This is a genomic window from Microbacterium hydrocarbonoxydans (assembly GCF_023715885.1).
Lineage (GTDB): Bacteria > Actinomycetota > Actinomycetes > Actinomycetales > Microbacteriaceae > Microbacterium > Microbacterium hydrocarbonoxydans_C.
Genome location: NZ_JAMBOY010000004.1, coordinates 354,386 through 379,504 on the forward strand (window position 1 = coordinate 354,386; position 25,119 = coordinate 379,504).

Sequence of the window (25,119 nt, forward strand, 5' to 3'; positions counted from 1 at the left end):
CTGCCTAAGCGTGAACTCACTCAACGGCCGCCCACGGCGATCGCGCCGATGTAGAGGGCGAGTTGATGGGTGTCCCACCACCGCACAACGGATCTCACTCGGTGCTCTCATCCCCGGCGCGGATCATGAAAAATGCTCCGGTGATCGCTGCGGCGAAGATTACGATGTCGGCGATGTTGCCGATGAACCAGTTTCCGTAGGCGAGGAAGTCCACGACGTGACCACGGGCGAATCCGGGGTCCCGGAAAAGGCGGTCGCCTGCGTGTGAGGCGGAAGCGCCGCCGAGCGCGCCGATGACGATCGCCCATCTCACGCGTTGCACTCGGAACGCGAACACGATCGCTGTGACCGTGGCGGCGACAGCGAGCAGCGCGAACACCCAGGTGAAGCCTTCCCCGAAGGAGAATGCCGCTCCGGGGTTATAGGCGAGCTGCAAACCCAGCAGGTCACCGATCAGCGGGATGCGCTCACGGTCGGTGAGGGTCGCTTCGGCCCACACCTTGGTTCCCTGATCGATCAGCACGACGACCACGGCGATCAAGAGCGCTCCACCAGTGAGCTGCCGCCGCCGGGTCGACGACAGCTTGCGCGCAGCGGGCGGATGAGCCTCTGACTGGGAGGAGGTCATGCGAGCACCTCGATCAGACGGACGATGACCCCAGATTCGATCAGGATGAACAGGCCCAGGCCGATGAACACGGCCGGTACGAGCCAGTGCTCGACGCGCTCCAGCCCCTCGGTAACAGCCTTGTTGGTGCCGATCAGCCGGCCGGCCGCGCACCAGACCGCGACGAGGATCAGGAATACGACGATCATGATCGCGACGTCGCTGAGGGCGCTGGTGCGGAAGATCGGCGTGTAGAGGGAGATGTTGTCGGCCCCGTTGGCGATCGTGATCCCTGCGACGCCCCATAGTCCGACCGCGGTGATCTTGGAGTCGTCATCATCGTCATCGCTGTTACGGCGCAGGCCGCGAATGAGCGTCCAGATGCCGATGCCGAGCGGGATCAGACCCAGGAAACCGACCCATTCGTCCGGAACGATGGTGAGACCGAGAGCGGCGATCACGCTGATCACGACGAGGGTGATGAACCCGAGATACTGGCCCGCGACGATCTGCCACGGCCGGGGCTTCCCTCGACTGGAAGCCAGGAACAGCACGGTGAGCACGACAATGTCGTCGATGTTGGTTGCCGCGAACAGGCCGATCGCTGAACCGATAGTTGCGAGCATCAGCTTTCCAGTCGTGGCGTGCGGGTGCGTGCGGCGCGCAGACCGTTGAGGATCACGATGACCTCCGCGACCTCGTGGACCAGGACGACGGCCGCGAGCCCCAGGACGCCGAAGAGCGCGAGCGGGAGCAGTGCAGTGATGATCAGCAGCGACAGGATGATGTTCTGGTTGATGATCCGTCGACCGCGGCGGGCGTGATCGAACGCTCGCGGGATGAGGCGCAGATCATGGCCGGTGAAGGCCACGTCGGCGGATTCGATTGCCGCGTCGGAGCCGGTGGCGCCCATCGCGATACCGATGTCTGCGCCAGCGAGGGCCGGTGCGTCGTTGATTCCGTCGCCGATCATCGCGACCGGCCCCGCCTTTGACAGCTCGCCGATCGCGGTTGCCTTATCCTCGGGACGCAGTTCCGCGCGCACGTTGCTGATCCCGGCCTGCGCGGCCAGTGCACGAGCGGTGCGGGCGTTGTCTCCGGTGAGCATCGTCACGCCGACGCCTTGGTTGGTGAGCGTCCGGACTACCTCGGGGACTTCAGGGCGCAGTTCGTCGCGGACGCCGATCGCGGCGACGGGGGTTCCATCGCGGTGGACGATCACGACGGTCATGCCCTGCTCCTCCAACTCCGCGACCTGCTTCCCGAGGTCGCCCGCGTCCAGCCAGCGAGGACTGCCGACGGTGATTCTCGATCCGCCGACAGTGCCGTCGATGCCGTGCCCGGCCTGCTCGGTCACATCTGCAGCTGCCGGTGTGCCCGGGGCCGCGGCGGTGATCGCAGAGGCAAGGGGATGCGTGCTGTGCTGCTCCAGTGCGGCCGCCCAGGCCAGCGCCTGTGTCTCGGTCACGCCGTTCGCAGTGAGCACCGCGGTGACCGCAGGTTCGTTGCGGGTGAGGGTGCCGGTCTTGTCGACCGCGACGTGGCGGACCGTGCCGAAGCGCTCGAAGACGGCGCCGGACTTGATGATCACGCCGAACTTGCTTGCTGCGCCGATCGCGGCGACGACCGTCAGCGGCACCGAGATCGCCAGCGCACACGGAGAAGCGGCGACCAGCACGACAAGCGCGCGGGTGATCCACACCTCTGGATCGCCCAGCAGCGACCCGATGATCGCGACGAGCGCTGCGAGGATCAGAACGCCGGGTACGAGCGGGCGGGCGATCCTGTCCGCGAGACGTGCACGCTCGCCCTTCTCGGTCTGCGCCTTCTCGACCAGCTCCACGATCGTGGTGAGCGAGTTGTCGGTGCCCGCAGCGGTCGTTTCGACCTCCAGCGCGCCGGCGCTGTTGATCGCACCGGCCGACACCGCATCGCCGGGCTCGACCTCGACGGGGATCGACTCCCCGGTGATCGCCGAGGTGTCCAGGCTGGAGCGGCCAGAACGGACGATCCCGTCGGTTGCGATCCGCTCGCCGGGACGGACCACCATGACCTGGCCGACCGTCAGCTCTCTCGCGGGCACCTGCGCAGAGACGCCGTTCTGCAGCACGGTCGCTGTCTCCGGCACGAGCTTCAGCAGCGCCCTCAGCCCGCCCCGGGCACGGTCCATCGCCTTGTCCTCGAGCGCCTCAGCAATCGAGTACAAGAACGCCAGAGCCGCAGCCTCCTCCACGTAGCCGAGGATGACCGCGCCGATCGCGCTGATCGTCATCAGCAGCCCGATACCGAGCTTGCCCTTGAACAGTTTCCGGATCGCGCCGGGCGTGAACGTCGACGCACCGAGGAGCAGACCGGCCCAGAACAACACCAGCGCCGGGATCTCGAGGCCGGACCATTCAAGGATCAGACCGGCCAGGAATGCGACACCGGAGAAGACCGGCACCATAATCCCACGGTCCCTCCACCAGGGCCGCACAACCTCTTCGGTCTCATCCTCCGCCGCAGTGGCAGGCTGGGCAGGCTCGTGCTCGCAGCCACACGCCGCGCTCACGCGTCCGCCCCCGTCCCACAGCAGCCAGCCACCGTGCACGCAGAGTCCACGCACGGCGCGTGCTCATCGACCGCCAGCGTCACGTCCACGAGCGCGACGAGCGCAGCCGTAAGATGCGGGTCGGCGATCTCGTAACGAGTCTGGCGACCCTCCGGCTCGGCAACGACAATCCCGCAGTCACGCAGGCAGGTGAGATGGTTCGACACGTTCGAACGCGTCAGCTCCAGCTCACGAGAGAGCACAGCCGGGTAGCTCGGTCCACCGAGCAGAGACATTAGGATTCGGGAACGCGTGGGATCGGCCATGGCCCGGCCGAGCCGGTTCATGACATCGAGGCGTGAGGAAATAGTCAGCACACACTGAACTATACAGTGATTGATGACCTATTGGAACGGCTTCACCCCAGGCGACATCTCTGGGGCCTGGGTGTAAGTACATCCGGCTCACACCCCACCGAATACGCCTACCGAAACCCGCTTACGGCGCACGTTTCTGGCATTCGATCTGGTGTGCCTTCACTCACCGCGCCGCAAACGATCGTTTTCGGCAGGCCTCTGCTTAGTTCGGTGAAGCTCGCTCAGGGCTTCTGGGCGCCGGCATTCTCTGCTGCACGCTGCATCGTGCCGATGCGTGGCTACTTCGAGTGGACCGGTGACAAGACCCCGAAGACGCCGCACTTCCTCCACGGTGACGGCCTGCTCTCGGCCGCCGGCCTCACCTGGTCGATGGAACTCCCGAACGGAGAGAAGTCCCGCTGCTTCGTCGTCATCACCCGCGAGGCGCGCGACGCCAGTGGCGAGGTGCACGACAGGATGCCCGCGTTCCTGACCCCCGACATGTGGGACGCCTGGCTGACGCCGGAGAAACTCACCGGCGACCGCAAGGCGGAGACTCTGGCGATGCTTGAGCACACCTCCAGCGACGTCGCCGCGACGATCCGCGAGCACATCGTCGACCGCAAGGTCAGCAATTCCCGCACCGTCGATCCGTCAGATCCGACGCTGCTGGAGCCGGTCGGGTGACCACTAGAGTGGCGGCATGCCCACCATCTTGCGCACGATTCACTGGACTGTCCTCGCCGGTGCGGGAGACCCTGTCGCCCTCATAACCGCGGCTGTGGAACCCACCGATTTCAGCATCACCTCGGCCAGTCCGACCTCGATCGTCATCGACGTACCTCGGGCGATGCTCAAGAACCGCTGGGGTGCGACGATCACCGGCACGCTCACTCCAGGTACCAAGGGCACCGACATCGAATGGGTCGTCGACGGGCTCGGGAACAAGCACTACGAGCACATGGTGACCATCGGCGAGGGCATGCCCGATGGCTCGCTGGACGACCACGGGATCCCGGATGCGGCAGCGAAGGTCGCCCTCAAGGTCTTCGGCCGCAAGGAGATCCGTCATCTCGCGAACGTGCTCGACTTCGGCGAGTACGTCTACGCGATCGGCGTCGGCGCCCTCGGGGGCAAGATGGGCATCGCCGCCCTCACCGACCGCCGACTCATCTTCCTCGAGAAGAGCATCGGTAGCGAGAACGTCGTCGAGTTCTCTCTCGCATCCATCGGAGCGCTGTCGCTCGGAAAGAAGATGGGTGGCGAAACGCTGACCATCACCCACTCGGGCACCTCCGCAACGATCACGGGCATGGGGCATGGCCAGGGCGACGCGATCTCTCGGAAGTTCCGAGAGCTGAAGGAACAGCCCACGACCACCGCCATTCCCACCGTCGCGGCACCGGCAGACCCGATCGCGCAGATTGAGAGGCTCGCCGCGCTCCGGGACAAGGGGGTCCTCAGCGAAGACGAGTTCCAGGCGCAAAAGACGCAACTCCTCGGCAGCATGTGACATGGCCGTCGTTACTCAGAGGGAGTGGCTCTACGAGCACACGCCTGATGGAAGCGCACGCTTCGTGCTCGGCGTCGTGGGGCAGAACCCGCTGGTGTGCTTCGGCATCAATCCCTCGACAGCGAAGCCTGGCGACCTCGACAACACGGTGAAGGGCGTTGAGAAGTTCGCGGCCAACAACGGCTACGACAGCTGGACCATGCTCAACATCTACCCGCAGATCGCCACCGACCCTGACAAGATGCATGACCAGCACCTTCCGGAGCTGAAGGCGGAGAACGAGCGGCATATCGCCGCAGCGATTCAGGGACGCGCCACGCTTCTGGCCGCGTGGGGCACGAACCTCACGATCCGCCCGTACCTTGCTGAGATGCTGAGGGACATCCTGAAGCTGACGGAAGCCACCGGCGCCGAATGGCTTTCCATCGGCAAGACGACTCAAGACGGCCATCCGGGACACCCGCTCTATCTGGCTCGGACGACGCCTCTCATTCCCTTCGACATGAGCGCGTACCGATGGTCGCGACCTTGAGCCTCGAACTCGAGATCACCGCGACGCCGCGCGAAACACTCGTCTGGGCACCGACTCCCGTCGCGGCTGAGCAGCTTCGCCGCGCGCTCGTCGACGACGGGTATCTCGTGCTCGACGCTGACCCGGTCGAGCTAACCGGAGACGGACTGATCCCCGATGGCGAGCACCTCGAGTTCGACCCTGCCCGGATCTTCAACGTCACGACCGGCCCGGACGCGAACGCCTGCCTGCACGCGTTGACCGACGACGGCCACCGCCTCATCTGGCACCGATGGCAGACGAAGCGACTCGCTCGCAAGGTCTGGGGTGTGCCCGTCGCGATCCCCCGCAAGAGTGCGCCGCGTCCCGGCTCGACGGAGTCCGCCATCCACTTCGGCGGCCCCGTGCGCAGCAACCGCGGGCTCGGTCTCCGACTCTCGCGCGACACCTACGCGACCATCAACAAGCGCTCGTCGAGTCCGCGCTGGTCGCGAGAGGACGACCCCGAACTCTGGGACGCGATCGACTGGGCGTACGAAGACCCGGAGCACCGCTTTCACACCGATGAGTGGTGCGAACAACAGCGGGAACTGGCGCTGGCGAACTTCGACCTGAACATGGCTCACTTCGCTTCCCTCGACCGCGACGAGTTCGAACGAGCCCTGCAGGAGGTCGTCGCGAGCAACCCCGGCATGGTCGAGGTGACGAATCTCGCCCAATGGGATGGTGTCGGTGGGCTCTACATCATGGTGCTCGACGACTACTGCCAGGTGTACGTCGGCGCCACCAGCGACTGGACCGGCATCGCCAAGCGCATCCGCCAGCACTGGACAGGTCGCAAGGAGTTCGACCGCCTCATCTGGGGCGACGAGAAGACATCGATCATCTCGATCGACAGCTTCCGGGCACTGGACACCACCCGGATCTTCGCGCTCAAGACCGGCAGCTCGTTCGACGGCGAGAACCCGCTGCTCGAGCAGTTTCCTGCGAAGTTCACGCTCAACCGCGTCATGGGAGGCCGCGACGTCGCCCGCTTCGCCGGCATCGTCGGGATCTCAGCCGTGATGCGCAGTCGAGACTCTTCCGAGATCAGCTGAATCCCGATCTCTGACGACACGGGGACGCCATGGACAACGGCTGCTGCCCCGATTGCGAGAGTCAACTCGGCGGGCCGGCGCTTACGCGCCAACCCGCCGAGGTCACATGTTTACTGCCACATCCCGGCGGCACCCGCCGGGGTCGAGTAGGAGATCATCTTGATGCGCTTGGTCGACGCGACATTTCCCCAGGGCAGCACGTCCCCGCCCGAGTCGCCGCCGCTTCCGCAGCCGATACCGCCATAGAGCTCCGAGTAGCCGCCGCCCCCAGGCCAGCTGAGGTACTGGTACCCGCGGCCGTTGAGGCAGGCGGATCCGCTCGAGCTGCTGTCGACGCTCCACCCGTAGCCCACCTGAGTGGCTGCGTTGAGACCGATGAAAGAGCATCCGAGGCCGGATGTGTACCACGTGCCAGTTCCCGGAGCGACCCAGGACTTCCAGTCGCATCCTGCGAGTGCTGCTCTGTTGGTCGGGTCGACGGTGGCGACTCGCGCGTTCGTCCCGTTCGCGTAAACGAGTTCGACATCACTGACGGCGACCGGCTCGCCCGATTCATCGAAGACGAGTGCAGGTGCGGCGGGGTCGAAGTCCGCCATGACCGCGATGTCGGTCGGCTTCCCGTCGATGACCAAGGTCGCGTCGATGGGTTCTACGAGGGTCTGCTCGACAACGTCCTCCGGTGGAGTTCCCGGTGGCGTCTCTTCCGCATGAGCGGGGCTCATCATGCTGGCCAGAACGACCGCGAGCACTCCTGTTGACAGTACTGATTTGATCTTCATCGATCTTCCTCCGGTGATTACCTCGGGTGCTGCAACCGCAGCTTGTCCTTGCAGGCTAACAACGCACCTGCGACGAGATCTGTAGGTACTTCGGGGGACATCAGGGATTACGGGACGCCGTCAATCACGTCGAGGAGGAGTAGATCTCGGTCGTTTCCGGCCGCTGCTTCGCGGCGAGGACGATGGCGAGAACCCCCAAGCCTGCTGTGCCCGCGAAACCGGCGAGCGTTGCGAGCATCTGAAGTAGCGGCGCGAAACTCTGAATCTCCCCTGCGTCTTGAGAAACGAAGACGAGCTGGGCTATTACCCACGCTCCCACATGTCCACCCAGGGCCCACAGAGGTGCCCACCGCCACGGATTCGCCACTACCTTGGCGCGAACAACTTGCATCGCCGCCACGAGACCCGCGCCGGTCGGCACCAGGATCGCGAGATAACCAAGGACGGTCGCGCCGACACCTTCGGCAGGATTCTCCGGTGTCAGTCGGGTGAGCAGGAACAATGTCAGCGGCCACAGTCCCACTACGGCAAGAGCGATGACTCCGAGGGGCTTACGCGCGACGATGCTCGCTTCTTGCGAGAGACCGACGGCGAAAAGAATCACAGACGTCGCATAGACCACGTCGAGAACAGCGCTTATGCCCGCCGTTCCGGTCACGGTGTTCAACGTCGGGAGCAAGATCCCCACGACACCACACACGATCAGACCGATGCCGCCAATCACCCAGGTCCGCTGCCTCTGCCGTCGAGTCATCCTCCCACCCTACTTGCGGCTTGAAAGCGCCGTCAGCTGGAGTAGCCGGTTGACCGTTGAACGCCCTACCAGGTGCGCACTACCCTTAATAATCGATTACCAACGAAGGAGCTCGCCATGGCCGCTCGACCCATCAGCTTCGCCCTCGAGGAAACTGACATCCCTCTGCTGGACGAGCTCTCGGCCGAGTTCGGCGGCGGCAACCGCAGCGAGTTCCTCCGCGTCGCGATGGCCGAGTTCAAGGAGCGCCTGCGCCTCAAGCGCCTGCAGGAGATCCGCGCCGGCGTCGAGACTCTTCATGGCGAAGCACTCGCCGAGCGCGGCGGCAAGGTCTACACGACCGAGGAGACGCTCGCGCTCATCCGGGACCTCCGGGTGCCATGAGCGACGTCACCCGCGCAGCAGCGGGCCCACGCAAGATCCCGGTCGTCCTCGACGTCAACGTCTACCTCGACTACATCGGGTGCGCACAAGGCCGCATTCTGCTCCCCAGGCAGGCGGACACCCCTTCTCCGTCGCCTGCCGCCGATGCGCTCTCGCTCGCGTTCGACGACCGGTACGCACTCTTCGTGTCGCCGCACATCCTTCGGAACATCAACCGGGTCATGCACGAGACGGGTCAGAGCGAGCAGACCCGGCAGAAGTTCATCGAGTTCATCATCGAGACCTGCCAGCTCACCGGAGGCGGCATCGTCGACCCAGTCGTCCGCGACCACGGCATCGGTGACCACGAGGACAACCACATCCTCGCCCTGGCGAAGGACCCCGCCGTCGACGCCGACGTCATCGTCTCCTCCGACCACCACTTGACCGACCTTGGCCCAGCATGGAACGGGCGCCTCATCCTCAAGCCGCGCCAGTTCGTCTTGCACATGGTGCGCTCCGCTACGGCTCCTGCCGTCTCGCCGGCGCCAGTACGCGCTGTCGCGCCGACCCCCGCACCTCGACAGGCACCTACAGCATCCGCGGCCGCGGCGTCATCGCGCGTGGCTCGTTTTCCCGAGCTCCGAAGCATCACCGTCGACCGCTTCGGACTGAACGAACCTGAAGACTCGCAGCCCGACGAACGCCAGCTCTGAGGCGTCCCTGTGCCTACGCTCCGTTGATGATCCGCGCGATCTGCTCGCGTTGCTCCGCCGTCAGCGGCGGAGCCTTGGCGACCACCCGAGCAATGGCCTCGCGGTCCTTCGAGCTCGCGGACTCCGTCTCGTTCACACGCTTGGGAGCCAAGGCAGCCCGTGATCGCGATTCCACTCATCGAGACGTCGATGCCCATAGTCGCTGACGCTTCGAGATGCCTTGTCGTGGAACTCGTGGCACACACCGTGGAGCGTGATGAATACAGGGCGGTCAGTCAGCGCATACGGGAGAAGCATGTTGCTGAGCTCCCGCGTCGTCGTGCTGTGAAGGCAGTGGTCGTGGCCTCCGAGAGTGATTCCTCGAGCCGTAGCCGCTTCGCCTTGTCGCTATCGGCCGACGGCGAATCGACGCCTACCATCCCTTCCGGCAAGTATGAGGGCCGATCGGCTGCGGGCGTGCTCGCTCAAGACCCCCAGTACGTCGAGTGGATCCTCGCACAACCCCGGGTCCACGACCGCAGCCCTCAGCTCGCGCAGTTCTTCAGCCGTGGCGAGGACACCGATTCGATGCGGGTCGCTCATCGAGGCGGCGATTTTCTGATGAGTGAGTACGAAGACCACAGGAACATGAAGCTCGCAATGACGATAAGCGCTACCCCCACGATAGAGGGGATTCTGTCGGTGACGAGCATGAATATACTCAAGCCGGCAGTGAGAACGGCGGCCACGAGAAGGGTTCCCCAATACCTCTTGGAGCTGTTCATCAGAAGGGTCCTTCGATAAGGGAACCGAAAGCGCTACCGGCTATGAAGCCAAGACTTCCACACCCAACATAGGCGCCCAGGCTCGCGCCAGCGGTAGGGATCGCAGCGCCGGTCGCGAGGCCGAAGCAGGTACCGCTGACAACGAACCCGACGACAGCTCCAAAGTAACTGCTGAAGACTCCGTTGGCGATGTCCGAGCCCACTGCTCGTCCGGTCGGGTCGACGTTGTTGATCGGATCCGCACCTGCGTAGGCGTACCTGTTGGCATTCGTGGCGTCGAGCGGCGCATCGAGCGTGTCTTGCTGAGTCCAGCGGCCGAGGGTGGTGTTGTACCAGCGGTTGCCGTAGTGGACCCATCCGGTGGCTCGGTCTTGGATGCCGCCCTTGAATAGAAACGGGTTCTGCTTCTGGCCGTTGCCGCCGGTTCCCTCGTCGGAAAGCACCGCTGTCCCGTAGGGGTCGAATGTGTATGCGTAGGCGACGGCCGAGTAGTCGGTGAGCATGGCAACGGGAGAGCCCAGACCGTCGTAGACGTAGAGAGTTTCGACTCCCGACGAGCTCCGAAGCATCAGAGGTTCACCGGTCACCGGGTCGTTTTCGATGTAGGCCGTGAGGTCTCCAGCTTGGACCTGCTCGACGATGGGAAGCCCCACCTGGTTGGTACGCCCGTAGACGAGCTTGTAGTCGCGCTCGTTGCTCTCTTGCTGCAGCACCTCGACCTGGTTCGTGCCTGCGTACTTGTAATCGAAGTTCCCCTTGCTGTTGCTGACCTTCGTCATCTGCTGCGCGCCGTTGTACGTATACACCGCCTGGGGTTCCTTGGTCAGGTTACCGGTGCCGTCGTAGACGAAGCCCGTGTTGGTGACCTGGTTCGCGGCGTTGAACGTCAGCGACTGAGTCGATGCTCCGGCCCCGGTCACGGTGGCGGTGAGGCGATTACCGCGCGCATCGTACGTATAGGTGTACATCGACGGGGTGGTGCCTCCGGACTGGGTGGCGGTGAGCAGCCGGCCGGCGGTGTCGTACCCGTAGGCGGTGACCTGACCGGTGAGGTTGTCGCGCGACCATTGCAGTTTCGACCGGTCGTTCGCCTTCGTCGTCCCGCACGTCGGAGCCGCAGAGGCCGTGTTGTAGCAGTAGGACGTGTCGAAAACGGTCGTGACAGTTCCCGTGACGCCGCTGTCCCGGATCTCTGCTACGGAGCGCGACACGCGACCGGTGGTGTCGTAGTCCAGGTGAGTGTGCGCGCGCCACGTCGTGTGAGACGGGTTGCGACATCGACATAGGCCGATACCTGGTCCGAGATTTGGAACGGAATCTCCGTCGCGCCCGGACGAGAGCCCGTCTGGCCCACCGCCACCGGACCCGTCGGAAGCGCGGCGCTGGCTGGAGTAGATACCCCCACCACGAACCCCGCACTCAGAACCGCTACCGAAACCGCAGACACCCACCGCTTGACCCCAGAACGCACGCTGGCTCCACTCATCCATGAGGGTTGTTCCAGCCAGAGCGGCGGGAAGCTGCTCGAACCATAGCGTCAGCGGTGAGCTGTTGGGAAGGGTTAATTCCGTGAAGTGACAAATGCACTGCGTTCAACCGCTCAGCCAAGACACCGGTTGCGCCCGCACCCAGCTAGACGTCGGGGCCACGAGTTTGGTGATCCACTTCGACGTCAGTGACCTGTGCTTGCATTGCACCGTGATGGAAAGAACCCATGACGACGCGTACTCTGACGACGCGTACTCCGTCGAGCCCACTGACAGCAACGTCGCTGTCGAGGGCCGCACCGCCGCAGCCGCTCGAGACTTGTCCGGCGCATTTTCCCCTTCGCTGTCAGCCTCGACACAATGGATGCTCGAAGAGGTGGGCAAGCTCGGGTCGATGTTCAGCGTGTCGGAGAGCCTCAAGGGGGTTTTCGGGACCGCGCTCGTCCCGTCGTACCTCTTCGATCCGGCGCTGGAAGCGGCGGTCTCCGCCTCGCATCGAGCGTCGTCTCTCGCGGGAATGCAGGGGCTGAACAGCATCCTCGGTTCAGTGGTCACATCGTCCTTCCTCTCCGAACCCACCATGAAGAGCAGCATCTCGAAGGCACTTGAGGCCTCGGCGCTTTCGACCGGGCTATCGAAAGTGGTGCGCGGGACATCGCTGTTCGATCCAAAGAACGCAGGGCTCGTCAGCATGGGCTTCCCGACCTCGCTCTTCTCGCCGATCCAGTCGATCATCAATGAACAGTTGACGTCGCTGAAGGGGTTTACGGGCGTGCCGGTGGGTCTCCTCGGCGAGCTGGGGTGGATCAGTGAACTCACGAAGGGGCTGCATCTCGGCAGGCCCCACCTCCCGTCGAACTGGCGAGGCGTGGATGCCGAGCCTGACGAGCTCGAGGTCGACGTGCGAGCGATCCTCGAAGAGGGAATTCCTCTTGCCTGGGTGCCGTCAGCGCGAGTGATCGAGCTGCTGCTCGCAGCCCCCGACGCCTCGAGCCGGCGGCGGGTGATCAGCAACAACCACAAGGGCATCCTGACCAGCTGCGAACGTCTCGCATCGCGTCTGCCCCACAAGCGAGCTCTGCTCTACGGTGACATGATCCGCAAGGCGATTCACGCACTGCGTGATGGTCACGTGGAAGCTGCGCAGGCACTGGCCACGAACGTGCTCGACACGCTCCTGTCCCACCACTCAAGAGATGCTCTGGACGCGCCGCTCGGCGTCGTCACGAACGTCGCCTCGTACAAGAAGTTCCGCAAGCAGAGCTGGCGTCTGACTCTCGCGGTGCACCCGGCCACCACCATCATGAGTGGACGCTACACGCTGGATGACCGTCCAGATGGCTACCGGCGTAACGCCACCGCACACGCGATCACTCGGCACCAATACAACCGCATCAACGCCGTGCTCGCGATCATGAACGCGACCTCTGTGCTGACCTGCTTCGTGCGGGACACCCCGGCGTTCGACTGACCGCTTGGCCCGATCCCGACGACTCTACGCCGACTGCGGCTTCTTCGGGAACGAGACGGTGTCACCCGCGCCGAGCGTCAGAACCACGCCGCCGTTCAGCGTCACGGTGGTCCCTTCGCTCGAGTGCTCGATGCGTTCGATCGCACCGTCGACGCTGACGCGGCCGATGTCGGATGCTTCGAGGTTCTCCGCCTTCTTGCGGTGCACCTGCAGGGGTGGTGGGCCGTCAGGAGCGTCCGGTGCGCACGTCTTGCACCGCCGGTACCGCCCAACGCTGGCAAGCTGTTCGATGGTCACATACGACGCCGTGTAGTAGCTCCGATCTACTCCCTCGACCGGTCCGATCAGCGAGAGCCCGTCCTCGTAGGACTCGAGAATCGCGAACCCGCCGCGCGGCCGCTCCTCACGGACGTCGCCTCGCACCTGATGCTGGATGGTCGGGCAGTCTTCGCGGTGAAGCACGCGCGGAGGCTCGCTGGTGCGATTCAGGATCAGGCGGACGTCGTCGGGCATGAAGCCATCATCGTGCACCCGGCAGTCTTGCTCGATGCGTCCTGTGGATAACTCGTGGCTCGTCAGAGCGCGGTAAGCCCCATTATGAGCAGACACCGCAACGCAGGCGGTCTCCTCTTCGTACCCCTGAGAGTTAGGGCAATCGACCGAGACGTCCGACCCCGCGGCTACACTGATACTTCGGCGGTCTGGACCGCCACACTCCAAGTCCGATCCCCCACGCGGGTCGGACGCAGAGGACAACCAAGGCGGATCCAGAGCTGCATTACCTACCGAAGTCACCTCCTCACGAGGGCCTCGTAGGCGTGGGGTGCGACGTCCAGAGATGAGTATGAGATGACCACTACCACCACCGTCGACCGCGACCCGGCGATCACCCGCGATGCGAAGGCATGGCGTCACACCGCCGGCGTGAAATACACGGAGGCGCTGCGACTGATCGAGGATCCGCTTCACCAGGGCATCCTCGGCGATCGCATCGTAGTGCGCGACCTGCTTCGCGTCCTCGAAGACCACCCCCAGATCGGATCCCGACATCTCGATTCGACCCTCGGTCTACGGGGATTCGGCGCCTCCACCCCTCTGATCGACGAGCTCGATAGCAACCTGTTGCGTCGAGTAATCCTGTCGATGGAGTTCCTTCGCATGTTCGGCGCTCCGTCTGCGCGCGAACTTGCTGCCCGACGGACGTGGCAGGGTAGCTACCTGCTCAAGCACCAGGCGGAGGTCTTCCTGGCCGGCACCGTCGACGGCTACGTGAGCAACGGCACCATGATCTGGGCTGCCGCCTCACTGGGACTCCCGCTGCGCTACAACGACGGTGACCTCGAGGCGCCGAACTTCGACATCGCCATCCCCGAGACGGAGCTGAAGTGGCTCCGACAGGGAACGTATCGCCGCTTCGGTGCACGTCGTGGGGAGCACTTCATGCCCCCGGGATACGCACGTCTCAAGGCGGTCGTGGACCTGGCCGTGGAGGGCGAACCGATCGACTCGGCGCTGGCAATTCCGCTGGCAACCCGCAAGAAGTACTCAGCCTTCCACCGGTGGCTTTCGGCGCAGCAGCGCAGGCGCGGCGATGAGGGACGCTTCGCCCGCGACTATCTCGCCGGCGTCGAAGACAGCGACCACCGGCCCGCTCATTCGGCCGATGACCTCCAAGAGATCATGGACACCATGGGCTACAACTACGAGGCGCAGCTCGTGGGACGCACTCTCCTCGCTGAGTGGAGATCATCTCACGAGGCCTAACCCAAACACCCCGAAGAGCCGTCCGCGCCTCCCCGCGCTGGGCGGCTCTTCGCGTACCCCGAGACGACTAACGCCATGAGCGAGCCCACGAAGACGGACACAAAGGCAGCCCGGCACATCCGAGCGCTCGTCATCATGCAGGACGACCAGCTGAAGGGGCGCCCGTGGCGATCGCTGAAGGAGATCAAGCGCGCGCTGAAGGCGGGCGAGATCACCTGAACGGCATCGTTCTGGGCTGATCTACTTTGCGACGGCGCAGACCCCGCCGATCCCGCTCGGCGACTGGTCAAGAGCCGCTCACGTACTCAGCCCCATCTCACTTCAACGTCTGGCCCATTACCGACGATAAGAACACTTATCCGGACTATCGGGTGTCGCCCCATCGGCTCGTGGGGCTGTTTGGGGGCGTATGCCATTGCTGAGGGTCGCCACGGTGTCGCTCTGCGCCCAGGCCACTTCGGCGAGGAACCAGCCACGACCGCAATTCTTGTTCCCGTCAGCTGAGCTTGGCCCGGCAGCACATTCACTTGACCAACACTGCGCCCCGTGGACGAGAGCCCGCCGTCCCGAGCGCCTTGGCTTCCCGATAGCTACGGGAGCCGCCGGGATCTGGCAGTTTAGACGTATGAGACCCTCTGCGCCCTCAATCCCACGACCTCGCTGGGACCTCTCGCGCAGTCGCGCCTACTTCCTCGGCAAACACGGCATGCCCCGAAGAGACAGAAGCTTTTGGTGGTGGGCTGCGAGACGCTTCGACTTCAGCCGCACGCGGGCAGAGATTGAAGCGGACCCGAGCCTTCGGTGGACGCCTGACCGCTCGAACTGCCCAGAACTGGACGTCGTGGCTACGGGAATCGTGGATTCCCTGCCGAATGAGTGGCACTCGGTCGCCAGCGGCGTGTTCGTCGGCAGGACCATGGCTGCCGACGTCAACGCAGAAGCAAAGCAGCTTCGAGGTAAGGCGTACATCTCGCTGTCATTGCAGTTGACGATCGTCCTGCCCCCCGTTGCGACTGCGCTGGACAGGTTTCGCGCGGTATTCGAAGCCTGGTTAACAGACTCGTCGCTCCCAGAATCGAACTTGGACGGAGTTTTTGACCACATCGAAGCTCACGCAGAGGGTTGGCAATCAAAAGTGATGGTCGGCTCTCATCCCCTCGCGTCCTTGGGTCCAAATCGCCGCGGAGCAGCGTTTTACAGCGACGTAAGCGGGCACGCCGAAGCTTGGGCCGTCTCGCACGAGTACGCGCACCACTTACTCGGGCACACGAGTAGGTCGGCGCGGAGGGCCGATGTGCATCAGTTCGTCCGGGACGTAGCGCAAGACTCGCGCCTCGAACAATTTGTCTTTGAGCGAAGCATGCCCGCGTCTCGAGAGCTGCAATGCGACATTTTAGGGCTGATCTTGCAGGCCGGAGACGTTGATGGCCGCGCTTCGGGGGAAGATTGGGTATCGGCACTTATTGGTGCCGTCGTATGCCTGGTCGCGGAGGCACAGATCAATCGCCACTGGTTCCTCTCCGTTGAGGACTACCCGAGCACGGCGGACCGGGTCGGAGCAGTCCTTGCCGTGGGACATCAGCGGATGAGCTCTCTGGCGCCAACCGTAGCGGACGACCTAGCTGGACAGTTGGCGGCATTCGCCACGGCCGCGCTTCAAAGTTCTCTACATCGGCTGCAGCCGCTCGCCTTTCCCGCGCCGACGTGGAGCCAGGTGTGGACCTCCGCTATTTCCAAGAGGATTGCAGTTGTCTCTACTCGCGGGATGGCTCCGCGTCGTGGATGGATCAGCCTTGAGGAGGAACGGTAGAGCCGCGCTCAACTTTCGCTCGGAGCGCCGCAGGGGTCGTCTAGGGGGACTACGGCGCTCCGGGACTCAATCTCAACCTACGGGGCCAAGCCATCACTGCGGTCAGTTAGACGAGCGAGGTTGCGTCTGCGACACGGCGGGAGGGCGAGGGATCTGGCTAGCCGGCCGCACTCTAATTTCGATACGGTTACTCACAGGCTGCTGAGCGTGCTCGATCGTCTGCGCCTTCATGGTGGTGTAGTGAACCATCATCCCTCCGTCCTACTCGTGTCTAGATTCTAACAGCCCGCGTCCCGAGGTAGCCAGTGCCCACAGATCTCGCAAGCGTCGCCTTCTACCTGTTGCTGATCATCCCGGGCGTTGTTTTCGCGTTCAGTCGAGAGCGCCATCGACCTCGCATCAAGAGATCCGCCTTCAGAGAAACAGCCACTGCAATATTTGTTAGCGCGGGAATAATGTCACTTCTCGCGTTTCTCCTGTCCATAGCATCCCTCGGGATCCCCTGGCTACAGGAACAGATTCACCACTTTCTCGCCCACCCCGGTGCATACGCTCGCGCCCGTTTCGAGCTATTCATCATCATCGGTCTCCTCGTACTAGTTGCGTCGTCAGCACTGGCGTGGATTCTTGGAGGTGAACGCGTCCACGATCGCACCCTGGGCCGCTCTCGGGATCCTGACAAAGAGTCATGGGGATATGTCTTTACACGCGAACCCAGCGCCCTGAACTTCGCTGGCGTGCAGTTGAAAGACGGGACCTGGATCCAGGGCTACGTGGATACCTACGGCAACGTTGGAGAGGAGGGCGCACCCAAAGCCCTGACACTGGCCGGAGACATCAGCATTCGCCCGCCGGGCGGCACCACTGAACCCTACGACGGCTCGCTGATCGTGATCAAGGATGAGGAAGTCCAGTACTTGACAGTGACCTACGTCGAGCCTGATACCACGCTCGGGCTGACCACTGGGGGCGTCGATCCGAAGCCTTCGCCCGCGCACCGTTCCAAAGCGCTAGTCGCTGCTGGCGTGTTCGTCGCGGGGCTAGCCGTCGGTCTTGCCCTTGGACGACCGTGGTGAGAACAGGAAGGCGTCAACCCTATCGGTCTCACCAGTTTGGAGTGCACATGCGGAGTGGGTCCGCCGCACGTCTCGGTATCGCACCTCAGTCCGGTTCGAATCCTCTTGGCTTCGAGGCAGGTGCAGCCCCCACGACCCGGCACGGTGCCTGCTCAGACGCCGCTGGCAAGCCCACCCAGCCACTCAAATCGCAGTTCGTTGACCATCAGGTTGAAGCATCAAAAGGGTTTCCGGGACAACGCTATGCGAACGAATGCCAGTTCCTCGCGCCGCTCAACAACTTCGAGCCATCGCGCCCAATCCCGAGGAGCTCTACCCTCGCTGCTGTTCCCGCTCCGCGAAGAACTGCGCTAGGCGTTTGCGGGCGACGAGACGACGGTTCTCTACCGTGGCGGGGAGCTCGTGCTCGAGAACGATGCTCGAGTCACCGGTATCGAGTTGCAGTTTGTGTTCGAACCCATCCCAATCGACCAGCTGTCCGAGGAAGTCCGCGTCAAAGTCCCCTGTCCGACCCGTCGGATCCTTCACGCCCAATGAGATCGTTACGGTCACGAAACGCGCGGCGAAGTCGAGGGCATCCCACCCGTGATCTTCGAGACCCGAGCACACCCACTGCCTCGCCGCGTCGATATCGATGCGAGCCCAGTCCCATACCAACCCCCAGAGCGTTCGATCGAGGTCGATCGGTGGAGTCTTGATGTGCGCCCACAAGGTGTTAGAAATCGCGATCGCAAAGGCTTGATCAACCAGGTCTGGCATCGCCGAAGTCGGCTCGTTCGACTCGCCTTCTCGTGGCCGGGAGCGCGCAGCGTGGCTGAGATAGGAGAAGAAGAATAGACCCGACGGAGTCAGCTTGGCTTCCTCTAGAACTTCCAGCCGCTGACTTTCGTCCATGCGCACGTAAAGCCGTCCGCCGAACCACCTCGTTCGCTGATGCGCGTCCGCGATGTCGGTGTGTTCGGGGACCCTATGGTAGTGGCGGACCAGCCACTTCAGCACCTCGACACTGCTTGCCGAGCCGGGCACGCTCAGCGACTCCAGCTTGCCGAGGACCAACTCCGTTCCCGTATCGAATGATGCTTCCACCTGGTCAAGCTCCGAGCCTCGAGTTTGCGATCGAATCTGATCGAATGCAGCCGCAACAATAAGATCAGAGAGATCCTCTGCCGGCACCGCGAAGGCGAAGTACCGATCGAAGTAGTGAGGGTGAGCAATGCGGGTCGACGCGGGTTTGTCGCCACTGTAGGAGTAGTTCCTCTGCGACCACTGATGCTCGAATCGTGGGAATAGCTGTCCGACCAGCTGCGCTACGCCGGCGCGATGCTCAGGCGCGACACGTGCATCGGCAAGAATCCCCTCCCAGAAAGCATGCTCGGCAGCAGTATCTCGTTTCCCGGTGCCCCACTCCGAACTGATCGTCGAGAAGTCACCTAGAAGACGTCCTCGATTGTCGATGATGGCGCGGTATAGAAGCGGCTCAGCCGATCTGATCCAACTGATCAATAGGAAGTCGACGAGGTCGACCTCCTGTAGCAACCCGGCGAGGAACACATCGACCTGCGCGAAGTATCGCTTTACACCTCGCGGCGTTGCGAGCCGCTGACGGAGGTGGCCGAAATACGCGCTGCTGAACCTTCGGCTTACCTCGTCATCGAGACTGAGGCCGTGTGTGCTTGCCAATCGCTCGAGGGCCGAGTTCACCCAACTCGATAGCTGCTCATCGCGCACCGGCGGCATGTCCAGCCGAATCTGAACGATCTTCTCGAGATAGTCGATTGCGCGACGTGGATCCTGGCTCCCCACAAGACCAGTACGGCTTAGCGCATCTAGGAGGGTGTTTTCGTCGTAAGCGAGTAGGTAGTGCACATTAGGAAGTCGCCCTACTAGACGTATCAACTTGAAGAGCAATAGGAGTTCCGGTGGGTCGAGCCGATCGACGTCGTCGATGATCACCAGAACTGGCGACTCTGCCTTGCGCAGAGCATCCTCCGCCATCCGCCTCTTGGTTGCAACTCCTTGGTCAGTGCCTATCGCGGTAGCCAACCCATTCAACGGCCCAGTCGCGTCCAGCCCGACGAGGCCGAAGATCGCACCGAATGGCGCAATGGCTCGACCGAGCCCTGCGATCGAGTCGCGCGCCCTGTCCCACGACGCACGAAGAGGTAGCGCGTCAAGCAGTTCGGCGAAGAAACCGCTTTGCAGAGATGCAAGATCCTGGAAATACCAGGGGTTGAATGCGATCGCGACCCACGACCGCCCAGGATCCCCGTCCGTTGTGTGCGGCGGCATCTCAAGTTTTGAAGTCAACTGTGCGAGCACACTTGACTTGCCTGACCCCCACGCGCCGATGAGCGCAAGAACTGATGACTGCTCACTGCCGTGCACTCGAAAAAGTATCGACTCGAGCCCAGCGATAAATTTCGAGCGATCAAGATTGTCATCGTCCATCGAAGAGATCGGGTCGTCTGCATACCAGTTTTCTGAGGCGGGGGTGCTCAAGTTGTCGACTCCAATCTGAACAGCGTGGCTTGGGTTTGGGCTGGTTGCCAGAGGCACGCAGTAGTTCATTGATAAGTATGGTGGTGCCCAACTTCAAGTACGATCCGCATGCAGCGCTCCAGCGTCCAAGGCGAACTGCGAGCACTCGAGCTCCGCGACAGTTACGACCGTCGGGGTTGAGCCACCTATGTCGGTACTTGTGTCTCCGCTCACGGCGGTGAGGTGACTCAGGCCGCTCGTGCGCATGGCCTCGTTCAGCTCCGGACCGACCGCGCGCGTGTCCCCGACGGCGAGGCCGGGGAGGAGTCCGGCACCCGGGTCGGGAAGGCGTGTGGAGCGGTCGATGAACGCGTGCCGCAGCCCGGCCGCCACGGCGAAGACACCCGACGCTTCCCGTTCCACGGTCGCGGAGCTGGCGAATAGCACGAGCGCCGCACGCTCCCCTGGATCCGTGGCCGCGCTCTCGCCGGTCACCCGCACGACCGCCCCGAGGTCGAACCCTTCGACAGGACCGACCCCGACCCGCACCGGCGCGGACGCGGCATGCACACCGCCCGGCGATCCGATCCCGCCCACCTGCAGATCCATCCACAAGCGCCCGTCGCTTCCCACCGATGCGGAGGATGCAACCTCTCCCACCATCTCCACGACCCTGCCGTCCCAGCCCCGCACTGCCGCACGACGCGCCGTCTCGGACATGACGGTGAACGCCACTGCTCCCCCGACCGTCAGGACCACGATCATCAGCCCGCCCACCGAGGCAGCCGACAGACGGCGCAGCATCATCGCAGCACCGGTCAGAAGCGCGGCCGCCGAACAGCCGCCCGCGCACCATCCCGACGCATCCGGCAGAAACACGCACACGAGCGCCACACCCCAGGCCGCACCTGCGACCGGGAGCAGACGAAGATCACGCCTCGCACCCGGCCCCCGCGCCAGACGCTCACGCTCGACCTCCGCCTGAACAATCATCCGAACAACCTAAGAGCGCGAGTACGCGCGCATCGACCACGAATGCACTCTCCGTGAACAACCCCTCGCCTAGCCGGGATGTGCAGTACCGATCGGTCTTGCGCTCCACGGCGGCTTGAGAGTCGAGGATGCCGACGCCATCATGCTTCGCGCACGCATCACGCGGGGAGCCGTCGCCGCGATCGCCGCCATGGCGGTGATCGCCTCTCGCTGGGGATCGCTCGCGGCATCCTCACCGTTCCTCCTCGTGCTCATCGTGTCCACGAACGATCACCTCACGACGGCAGAATGAGTGGCCGACGCGGGCGCTCCCTGAGTGGTTTGTCTGGGGTGTGTGCGAGACTCGCCGCATGGAACAGCGCGTCAGCTTCATCACCCTCGCGGTAGCCGATCTTGAACGCAGCCGGGCCTTCTACATCGACGGCCTGGGGTGGGAGCCGATCTTCGCCGGCGACGACGTGCTGATGCTGCCCGTCGCCGATCGGCTGATCCTGTCGCTCTGGTCGGTCGAGGGCTTCACAAGGGAGATCGGCGAGGCGCCCGCCTCCGGCATCGCCCCGATCACACTCGCGCACAACCTGGCCTCGCCTGCCGAGGTCGACGCGGTCCTCGACGAGGTGCGCGCCCTCGGCGCTCCCGTGAGCCCAGGGCGCGAGCGGGAGTGGGGCGGCTATTCCGGGTACTTCTCCGACCCCGACGGATTCCGCTGGGAGATCGCGGTCAATCCCGGCGAGACCGGAGACTTCGTGCTGGCCCCCGTCACACCCTGACGACGTCGCGGATTCCGGCGAGGAGCTTCTCCCCGATCCCTGGAACCGCCAGGAGATCGTCGACCGACTGGAACCGTCCGTTCTCGTCGCGCCAGGCGATGATCCGCTCCGCCAGCGCCGGTCCGATCCGGGGCAGCGTCTCGAGAGCTGCCTGATCGGCCGCGTTCAGATCGATCCGATCGTCACCCGGCGCGGCCGCCCCGGGCACGCCGGCCGCAGCCCCGAGCACCGGGACGACGATCTGCTCACCGTCAGTGACGGCGCGGGCGAGGTTCACGCCGGCGAGATCGGCCTGGTCCGTCGTTCCTCCGGCCGCGGCGACCGCGTCCACGAGCCGCGCGTCGATGTCGAGCACGTAGAGGCCGGGCCGTTCGACCGCACCGAGCACATGCACGTAGAGCTCACCCGATGCCGACACAGCCGGCTCATCGGTGGACATCGGAATCGACTCGGTCGGCGCCGCATGTCCGCGGAGCAGACCCAGACCGACGGCGCCCGACAGAACGACGAGCGCGACCACGACGGCAGCGCCGACGCTCAGCCGCAGGCGACGCTGTCGAGGTGGAGGCGGGGACTCTGACATCCTGCCAACCTAGGCGCGTCCGCCGACGCGGCGATGCCGGGCGAACCCGTGCGGTGCACAACTCTTGACACTTCAAATATGTGCAGGAGCGGCGGGCGGTCGCCCGCAGACATCACTTGACGACGATGCTCACGATCTTCGGGGCGCGCACGACGACCTTCACGATCTCGCGATCGCCGATCGACCGGATCACGCGCTCGTCGGCGCGGGCCAGAGCTTCGAGCTCAGCCTCTCCGATGCGAGCCGGCACCTCGAGCTGCGCCCGCACCTTGCCGCCCACCTGCACGACCGCGGTCACCGTGTCCTCGACGAGGAGCACCGGGTCGGCCGATCGCCAGGTCACCAGACCCACCGACGGCTCATGACCGAGCGCCTCCCACATCTCCTCCGCAGTGTGCGGCGCGATGAGGTCGAGCATGACCGCGACCGTCTCCGCTGCCTCGCGCACCGCGGGGTCGGCGGCACCGGCTGCGCTGGTGTCGATCGTCTTACGAGTCGCGTTGACGAGTTCCATCAGGCGCGCGACAAGCACGTTGAACTTCGTCTGCTCCACCAGGCCGGGGGCCTCGGCGAGCAGCTTGTGGGTCGCGCGCCGCAGCGCCGCGTCGCCGCCCTTGAAGACCACGTCGACGTCGCTCGACACCTCGTGCGCGATACGAAGGGCGCGGGACAGGAACTTCTGGGCGCCGGTCGTCGACACGTCCGCCCAATCCTTGTCGTCCTCCACCGGACCCGCGAAAGCGAGGCCCACGCGCAGAGCATCCGCTCCATGCGCGTCGAGCTCCTCCTGGAACAGCACCAGGTTGCCCTTGCTCTTCGACATCTTCTGGCCGTCGAGCAGGACCATGCCCTGGTTGATGAGGTTCGAGAACGGCTCGGTGAAGTCGATGAGCCCCATGTCGAACAGCACCTTCGTGATGAAGCGCGCGTACAGCAGGTGCAGGATCGCGTGCTCGACACCGCCGATGTACGAGTCGACGGGCGCCCATCGCGACGCGAGGGCAGGGTCGAATGCCTCCGTCTCGCTGTTCGGCGAGAGGAAGCGCAGGAAGTACCAGGAGCTGTCGACGAACGTGTCCATCGTGTCGGGGTCGCGCAGCATCGGATCACCGGAGACCGGGTCGATCGTGCGCACCCAGCTCTCGGCGCCGCCCAGGGGTGACGTGCCCTTCGGCTTGAGGTCGAGGCCCTCGACGCTCGGCAGCCTCACCGGCAGCTTGTCCTCCTGCACCGGCACGATGCTGCCGTCCTCCGCATGCAGCATGGGGATCGGGGTTCCCCAGAACCGCTGACGCGAGATCAGCCAGTCGCGCAGACGGTAGTTCTTCGCGGCACGACCGGTGCCCGACGCCTCGAGCTGTTCGATGGCACGGGCGATCGCGTTGCGCTTCGACAGACCGTTGAGGGGCCCGGAGTTGATCATGCGGCCCTCGCCGGTGAGCGCGACGCCGGTGGATGCCGGATTCTGCTCGTCGAGCGCGGCATCCGCGTCGATCGGCACGCCCTCGTCGTCCACCTCGATCGCGCGCATCGCACCGGTGACGGGCGCTGTCGTGTCGACGACGACCTTGACCGGCAGGTCGAAGGCGCGGGCGAAGTCGAGGTCGCGCTGGTCATGGGCCGGAACGGCCATGACCGCGCCGTGACCGTAGTCGGCCAGCACGTAGTCGGCGGCCCAGATCGGCAGTTTCTCGCCGTTCACCGGGTTGATCGCGTAACGCTCCAGGAAGACGCCGGTCTTCGGGCGGTCGGTCGACTGGCGGTCGATGTCGGTCGTCTTCTGCACGTCCGCGAGATAGTTCTGGAAGCGCTCGCGCACGTCGTCGGGAGCCTCGGCTGCGAGCTCGGCCGCCAGATCGCCGTCCGGAGCCACGACGAAGAACGTCGCTCCGTGCAGCGTGTCGGGTCGCGTCGAGAACACCGTGACGGGCTCGTCGCGGCCCTCGATGCGGAAGTCGACGTCAGCGCCGACCGATCGACCGATCCAGTTGCGCTGCATCTGCAGAACCTTGTGCGGCCACCGGCCTTCGAGCTGGTTCAGGTCGTCGAGCAGACGGTCGGCGTAGTCCGTGATGCGGAAGTACCACTGCGTCAGCTTCTTCTTGACGACCTCCGCGCCGCAGCGGTCGCAGCGTCCGTCGATCACCTGCTCGTTGGCAAGCACGGTCTGGTCGTTCGGGCACCAGTTGACGGGGCTCTTCTTGCGATAGGCCAGGCCGCGCTCGTACAGCTTCAGGAACAGCCACTGGTTCCAGCGGTAGTACTCCGGGTCGGAGGTGTGCAGGACGCGGCTCCAGTCGAACGAGACGCCGTACTGCTCGAAGCCGACCTTCTGCTGCGCGATGTTCTGGTACGTCCACTCGCGCGGGTCTGCGCCCTGGCGGATGGCGGCGTTCTCGGCCGGCAGGCCGAAGGAGTCCCACCCGATCGGGTTCATCACGTTATGACCGCGGTGACGCCAGAAGCGCGCGACGATGTCGGAGTACAGGTAGTTCTCCGCATGTCCCATGTGCAAGTCGCCGGACGGGTACGGGAACATCGCCAGCACGTAGCGGCGGGGACGCGTGTCATCGTCGCCACCCGTGAGGAACGTGCCGTTCTCCGCCCAGTACTTCTGCCACTTGGCCTGGATGTCGTGCGCCGAGACGGACTCCTCGGCGACGGGAGAGGTGGACAGGTTCTCAGACAACGAACGCA

At 64.4% G+C, this 25,119-nt stretch carries 26 protein-coding genes; 13 read left to right on the plus strand and 13 right to left on the minus strand.

Translation table 11 applies throughout. The features are described from left to right. Positions 1-94: 94 nt before the first annotated feature. From M3195_RS13165 to cmtR, 4 genes are read right to left on the minus strand one after another with little or no spacing between them, the layout of a single operon-like run. On the minus strand, positions 95-628 hold the full coding sequence (locus tag M3195_RS13165) for a signal peptidase II (protein WP_251588184.1): 534 nt from the start codon (positions 626-628) through the stop codon (positions 95-97). Then, positions 625-1,233: a cadmium resistance transporter gene (locus M3195_RS13170; protein WP_251588185.1), complete on the minus strand. Its 609-nt coding sequence runs from the start codon at positions 1,231-1,233 to the stop codon at positions 625-627. The genes M3195_RS13165 and M3195_RS13170 overlap by 4 nt, the downstream gene beginning before the upstream one ends. Beyond that, positions 1,233-3,158 (minus strand): heavy metal translocating P-type ATPase, encoded by a 1,926-nt coding sequence (locus M3195_RS13175; protein WP_197491836.1) that lies wholly within the window; start codon positions 3,156-3,158, stop codon positions 1,233-1,235. Before M3195_RS13175 ends, M3195_RS13170 begins: the two co-directional genes overlap by 1 nt. Then, on the minus strand, positions 3,155-3,514 hold the full coding sequence (gene cmtR / locus M3195_RS13180; RefSeq protein WP_036275916.1) for a Cd(II)/Pb(II)-sensing metalloregulatory transcriptional regulator CmtR: 360 nt from the start codon (positions 3,512-3,514) through the stop codon (positions 3,155-3,157). Before cmtR ends, M3195_RS13175 begins: the two co-directional genes overlap by 4 nt. A gap of 210 nt (positions 3,515-3,724) precedes the next feature. Between cmtR and M3195_RS13185 the strand changes: the two genes are divergently transcribed. From M3195_RS13185 to M3195_RS13200, 4 genes are read left to right on the plus strand one after another with little or no spacing between them, the layout of a single operon-like run. Next, complete coding sequence (locus tag M3195_RS13185) at positions 3,725-4,180, plus strand: SOS response-associated peptidase (protein WP_251588186.1); 456 nt, start codon at positions 3,725-3,727, stop codon at positions 4,178-4,180. 16 nt (positions 4,181-4,196) lie between these two features. Next, on the plus strand, positions 4,197-5,006 hold the full coding sequence (locus tag M3195_RS13190; RefSeq protein WP_251588187.1) for an SHOCT domain-containing protein: 810 nt from the start codon (positions 4,197-4,199) through the stop codon (positions 5,004-5,006). A gap of 1 nt (position 5,007) precedes the next feature. Beyond that, a complete protein-coding gene (locus M3195_RS13195; protein ID WP_251588188.1) occupies positions 5,008-5,538 on the plus strand; it encodes a DUF1643 domain-containing protein in 531 nt (176 codons plus the stop codon). Then, positions 5,535-6,614: a hypothetical protein gene (locus M3195_RS13200; protein ID WP_251588189.1), complete on the plus strand. Its 1,080-nt coding sequence runs from the start codon at positions 5,535-5,537 to the stop codon at positions 6,612-6,614. The genes M3195_RS13195 and M3195_RS13200 overlap by 4 nt, the downstream gene beginning before the upstream one ends. A gap of 110 nt (positions 6,615-6,724) precedes the next feature. Here the strand turns inward: M3195_RS13200 and M3195_RS13205 are convergent, their stop codons facing one another. Together M3195_RS13205 and M3195_RS13210 are read right to left on the minus strand one after the other, a co-directional pair. After that, complete coding sequence (locus tag M3195_RS13205; protein ID WP_251588190.1) at positions 6,725-7,393, minus strand: hypothetical protein; 669 nt, start codon at positions 7,391-7,393, stop codon at positions 6,725-6,727. A gap of 124 nt (positions 7,394-7,517) precedes the next feature. Next, entirely contained in the window at positions 7,518-8,147 is a 630-nt protein-coding gene (locus M3195_RS13210) for a hypothetical protein (RefSeq protein ID WP_251588193.1), read from the minus strand. Between the two features lie 117 nt (positions 8,148-8,264). On the opposite strand from M3195_RS13210, the gene M3195_RS13215 reads away from it, so the two are divergent. Next, on the plus strand, positions 8,265-8,531 hold the full coding sequence (locus M3195_RS13215; RefSeq protein WP_251588194.1) for a ribbon-helix-helix domain-containing protein: 267 nt from the start codon (positions 8,265-8,267) through the stop codon (positions 8,529-8,531). Continuing rightward, complete coding sequence (locus M3195_RS13220; protein ID WP_251588196.1) at positions 8,528-9,226, plus strand: PIN domain-containing protein; 699 nt, start codon at positions 8,528-8,530, stop codon at positions 9,224-9,226. The genes M3195_RS13215 and M3195_RS13220 overlap by 4 nt, the downstream gene beginning before the upstream one ends. Positions 9,227-9,239: 13 nt before the next feature. Here the strand turns inward: M3195_RS13220 and M3195_RS13225 are convergent, their stop codons facing one another. Beyond that, positions 9,240-9,377, minus strand: a complete 138-nt coding sequence (locus M3195_RS13225; protein ID WP_251588199.1) for a hypothetical protein — start codon at positions 9,375-9,377, stop codon at positions 9,240-9,242. Positions 9,378-9,385: 8 nt separating this feature from the next. Here M3195_RS13225 and M3195_RS13230 point away from each other — a divergent pair, with 8 nt between their 5' ends. Continuing rightward, positions 9,386-10,009: a hypothetical protein gene (locus tag M3195_RS13230; protein WP_251588200.1), complete on the plus strand. Its 624-nt coding sequence runs from the start codon at positions 9,386-9,388 to the stop codon at positions 10,007-10,009. On the opposite strand, the gene M3195_RS13235 is transcribed toward M3195_RS13230, so the two are convergent. Further along, positions 9,990-11,201: an RHS repeat-associated core domain-containing protein gene (locus M3195_RS13235; protein ID WP_251588202.1), complete on the minus strand. Its 1,212-nt coding sequence runs from the start codon at positions 11,199-11,201 to the stop codon at positions 9,990-9,992. The genes M3195_RS13230 and M3195_RS13235 overlap by 20 nt on opposite strands. Before the next feature lie 445 nt (positions 11,202-11,646). Between M3195_RS13235 and M3195_RS13240 the strand changes: the two genes are divergently transcribed. Further along, on the plus strand, positions 11,647-12,948 hold the full coding sequence (locus tag M3195_RS13240; protein WP_251588204.1) for a hypothetical protein: 1,302 nt from the start codon (positions 11,647-11,649) through the stop codon (positions 12,946-12,948). A 24-nt stretch (positions 12,949-12,972) separates the two neighbouring features. Here the strand turns inward: M3195_RS13240 and M3195_RS13245 are convergent, their stop codons facing one another. Continuing rightward, positions 12,973-13,461 (minus strand): hypothetical protein, encoded by a 489-nt coding sequence (locus tag M3195_RS13245; RefSeq protein WP_251588205.1) that lies wholly within the window; start codon positions 13,459-13,461, stop codon positions 12,973-12,975. Between the two features lie 336 nt (positions 13,462-13,797). Between M3195_RS13245 and M3195_RS13250 the strand changes: the two genes are divergently transcribed. The 3 genes from M3195_RS13250 to M3195_RS13260 all read left to right on the plus strand — a co-directional run bounded on the left by M3195_RS13250 (position 13,798) and on the right by M3195_RS13260 (position 17,598). Next, positions 13,798-14,712, plus strand: coding sequence for a hypothetical protein (locus M3195_RS13250; RefSeq protein WP_251588206.1), 915 nt, complete (start codon positions 13,798-13,800; stop codon positions 14,710-14,712). 75 nt (positions 14,713-14,787) lie between these two features. Next, positions 14,788-14,931, plus strand: a complete 144-nt coding sequence (locus M3195_RS13255; RefSeq protein WP_251588207.1) for a hypothetical protein — start codon at positions 14,788-14,790, stop codon at positions 14,929-14,931. 1,896 nt (positions 14,932-16,827) lie between these two features. After that, a complete protein-coding gene (locus M3195_RS13260) occupies positions 16,828-17,598 on the plus strand; it encodes a DUF6338 family protein (RefSeq protein WP_251588209.1) in 771 nt (256 codons plus the stop codon). A 312-nt stretch (positions 17,599-17,910) separates the two neighbouring features. Here the strand turns inward: M3195_RS13260 and M3195_RS13265 are convergent, their stop codons facing one another. Together M3195_RS13265 and M3195_RS13270 are read right to left on the minus strand one after the other, a co-directional pair. Next, entirely contained in the window at positions 17,911-20,097 is a 2,187-nt protein-coding gene (locus tag M3195_RS13265; RefSeq protein WP_251588210.1) for a KAP family P-loop NTPase fold protein, read from the minus strand. Between the two features lie 93 nt (positions 20,098-20,190). After that, positions 20,191-21,069, minus strand: coding sequence for a ComEC/Rec2 family competence protein (locus M3195_RS13270; protein WP_251588211.1), 879 nt, complete (start codon positions 21,067-21,069; stop codon positions 20,191-20,193). Positions 21,070-21,211: 142 nt separating this feature from the next. On the opposite strand from M3195_RS13270, the gene M3195_RS13275 reads away from it, so the two are divergent. Both M3195_RS13275 and M3195_RS13280 read left to right on the plus strand, forming a co-directional pair. Continuing rightward, a complete protein-coding gene (locus M3195_RS13275; protein WP_251588212.1) occupies positions 21,212-21,361 on the plus strand; it encodes a hypothetical protein in 150 nt (49 codons plus the stop codon). Between the two features lie 58 nt (positions 21,362-21,419). Further along, on the plus strand, positions 21,420-21,839 hold the full coding sequence (locus tag M3195_RS13280) for a VOC family protein (RefSeq protein ID WP_251588217.1): 420 nt from the start codon (positions 21,420-21,422) through the stop codon (positions 21,837-21,839). On the opposite strand, the gene M3195_RS13285 is transcribed toward M3195_RS13280, so the two are convergent. Both M3195_RS13285 and leuS read right to left on the minus strand, forming a co-directional pair. Continuing rightward, entirely contained in the window at positions 21,829-22,422 is a 594-nt protein-coding gene (locus M3195_RS13285; protein ID WP_251588218.1) for a ComEA family DNA-binding protein, read from the minus strand. The two genes, M3195_RS13280 and M3195_RS13285, sit on opposite strands and share 11 nt — an antisense overlap. Before the next feature lie 112 nt (positions 22,423-22,534). Continuing rightward, positions 22,535-25,111, minus strand: a complete 2,577-nt coding sequence (gene leuS, locus M3195_RS13290; RefSeq protein WP_251588220.1) for a leucine--tRNA ligase — start codon at positions 25,109-25,111, stop codon at positions 22,535-22,537. Positions 25,112-25,119 lie beyond the last annotated feature (8 nt).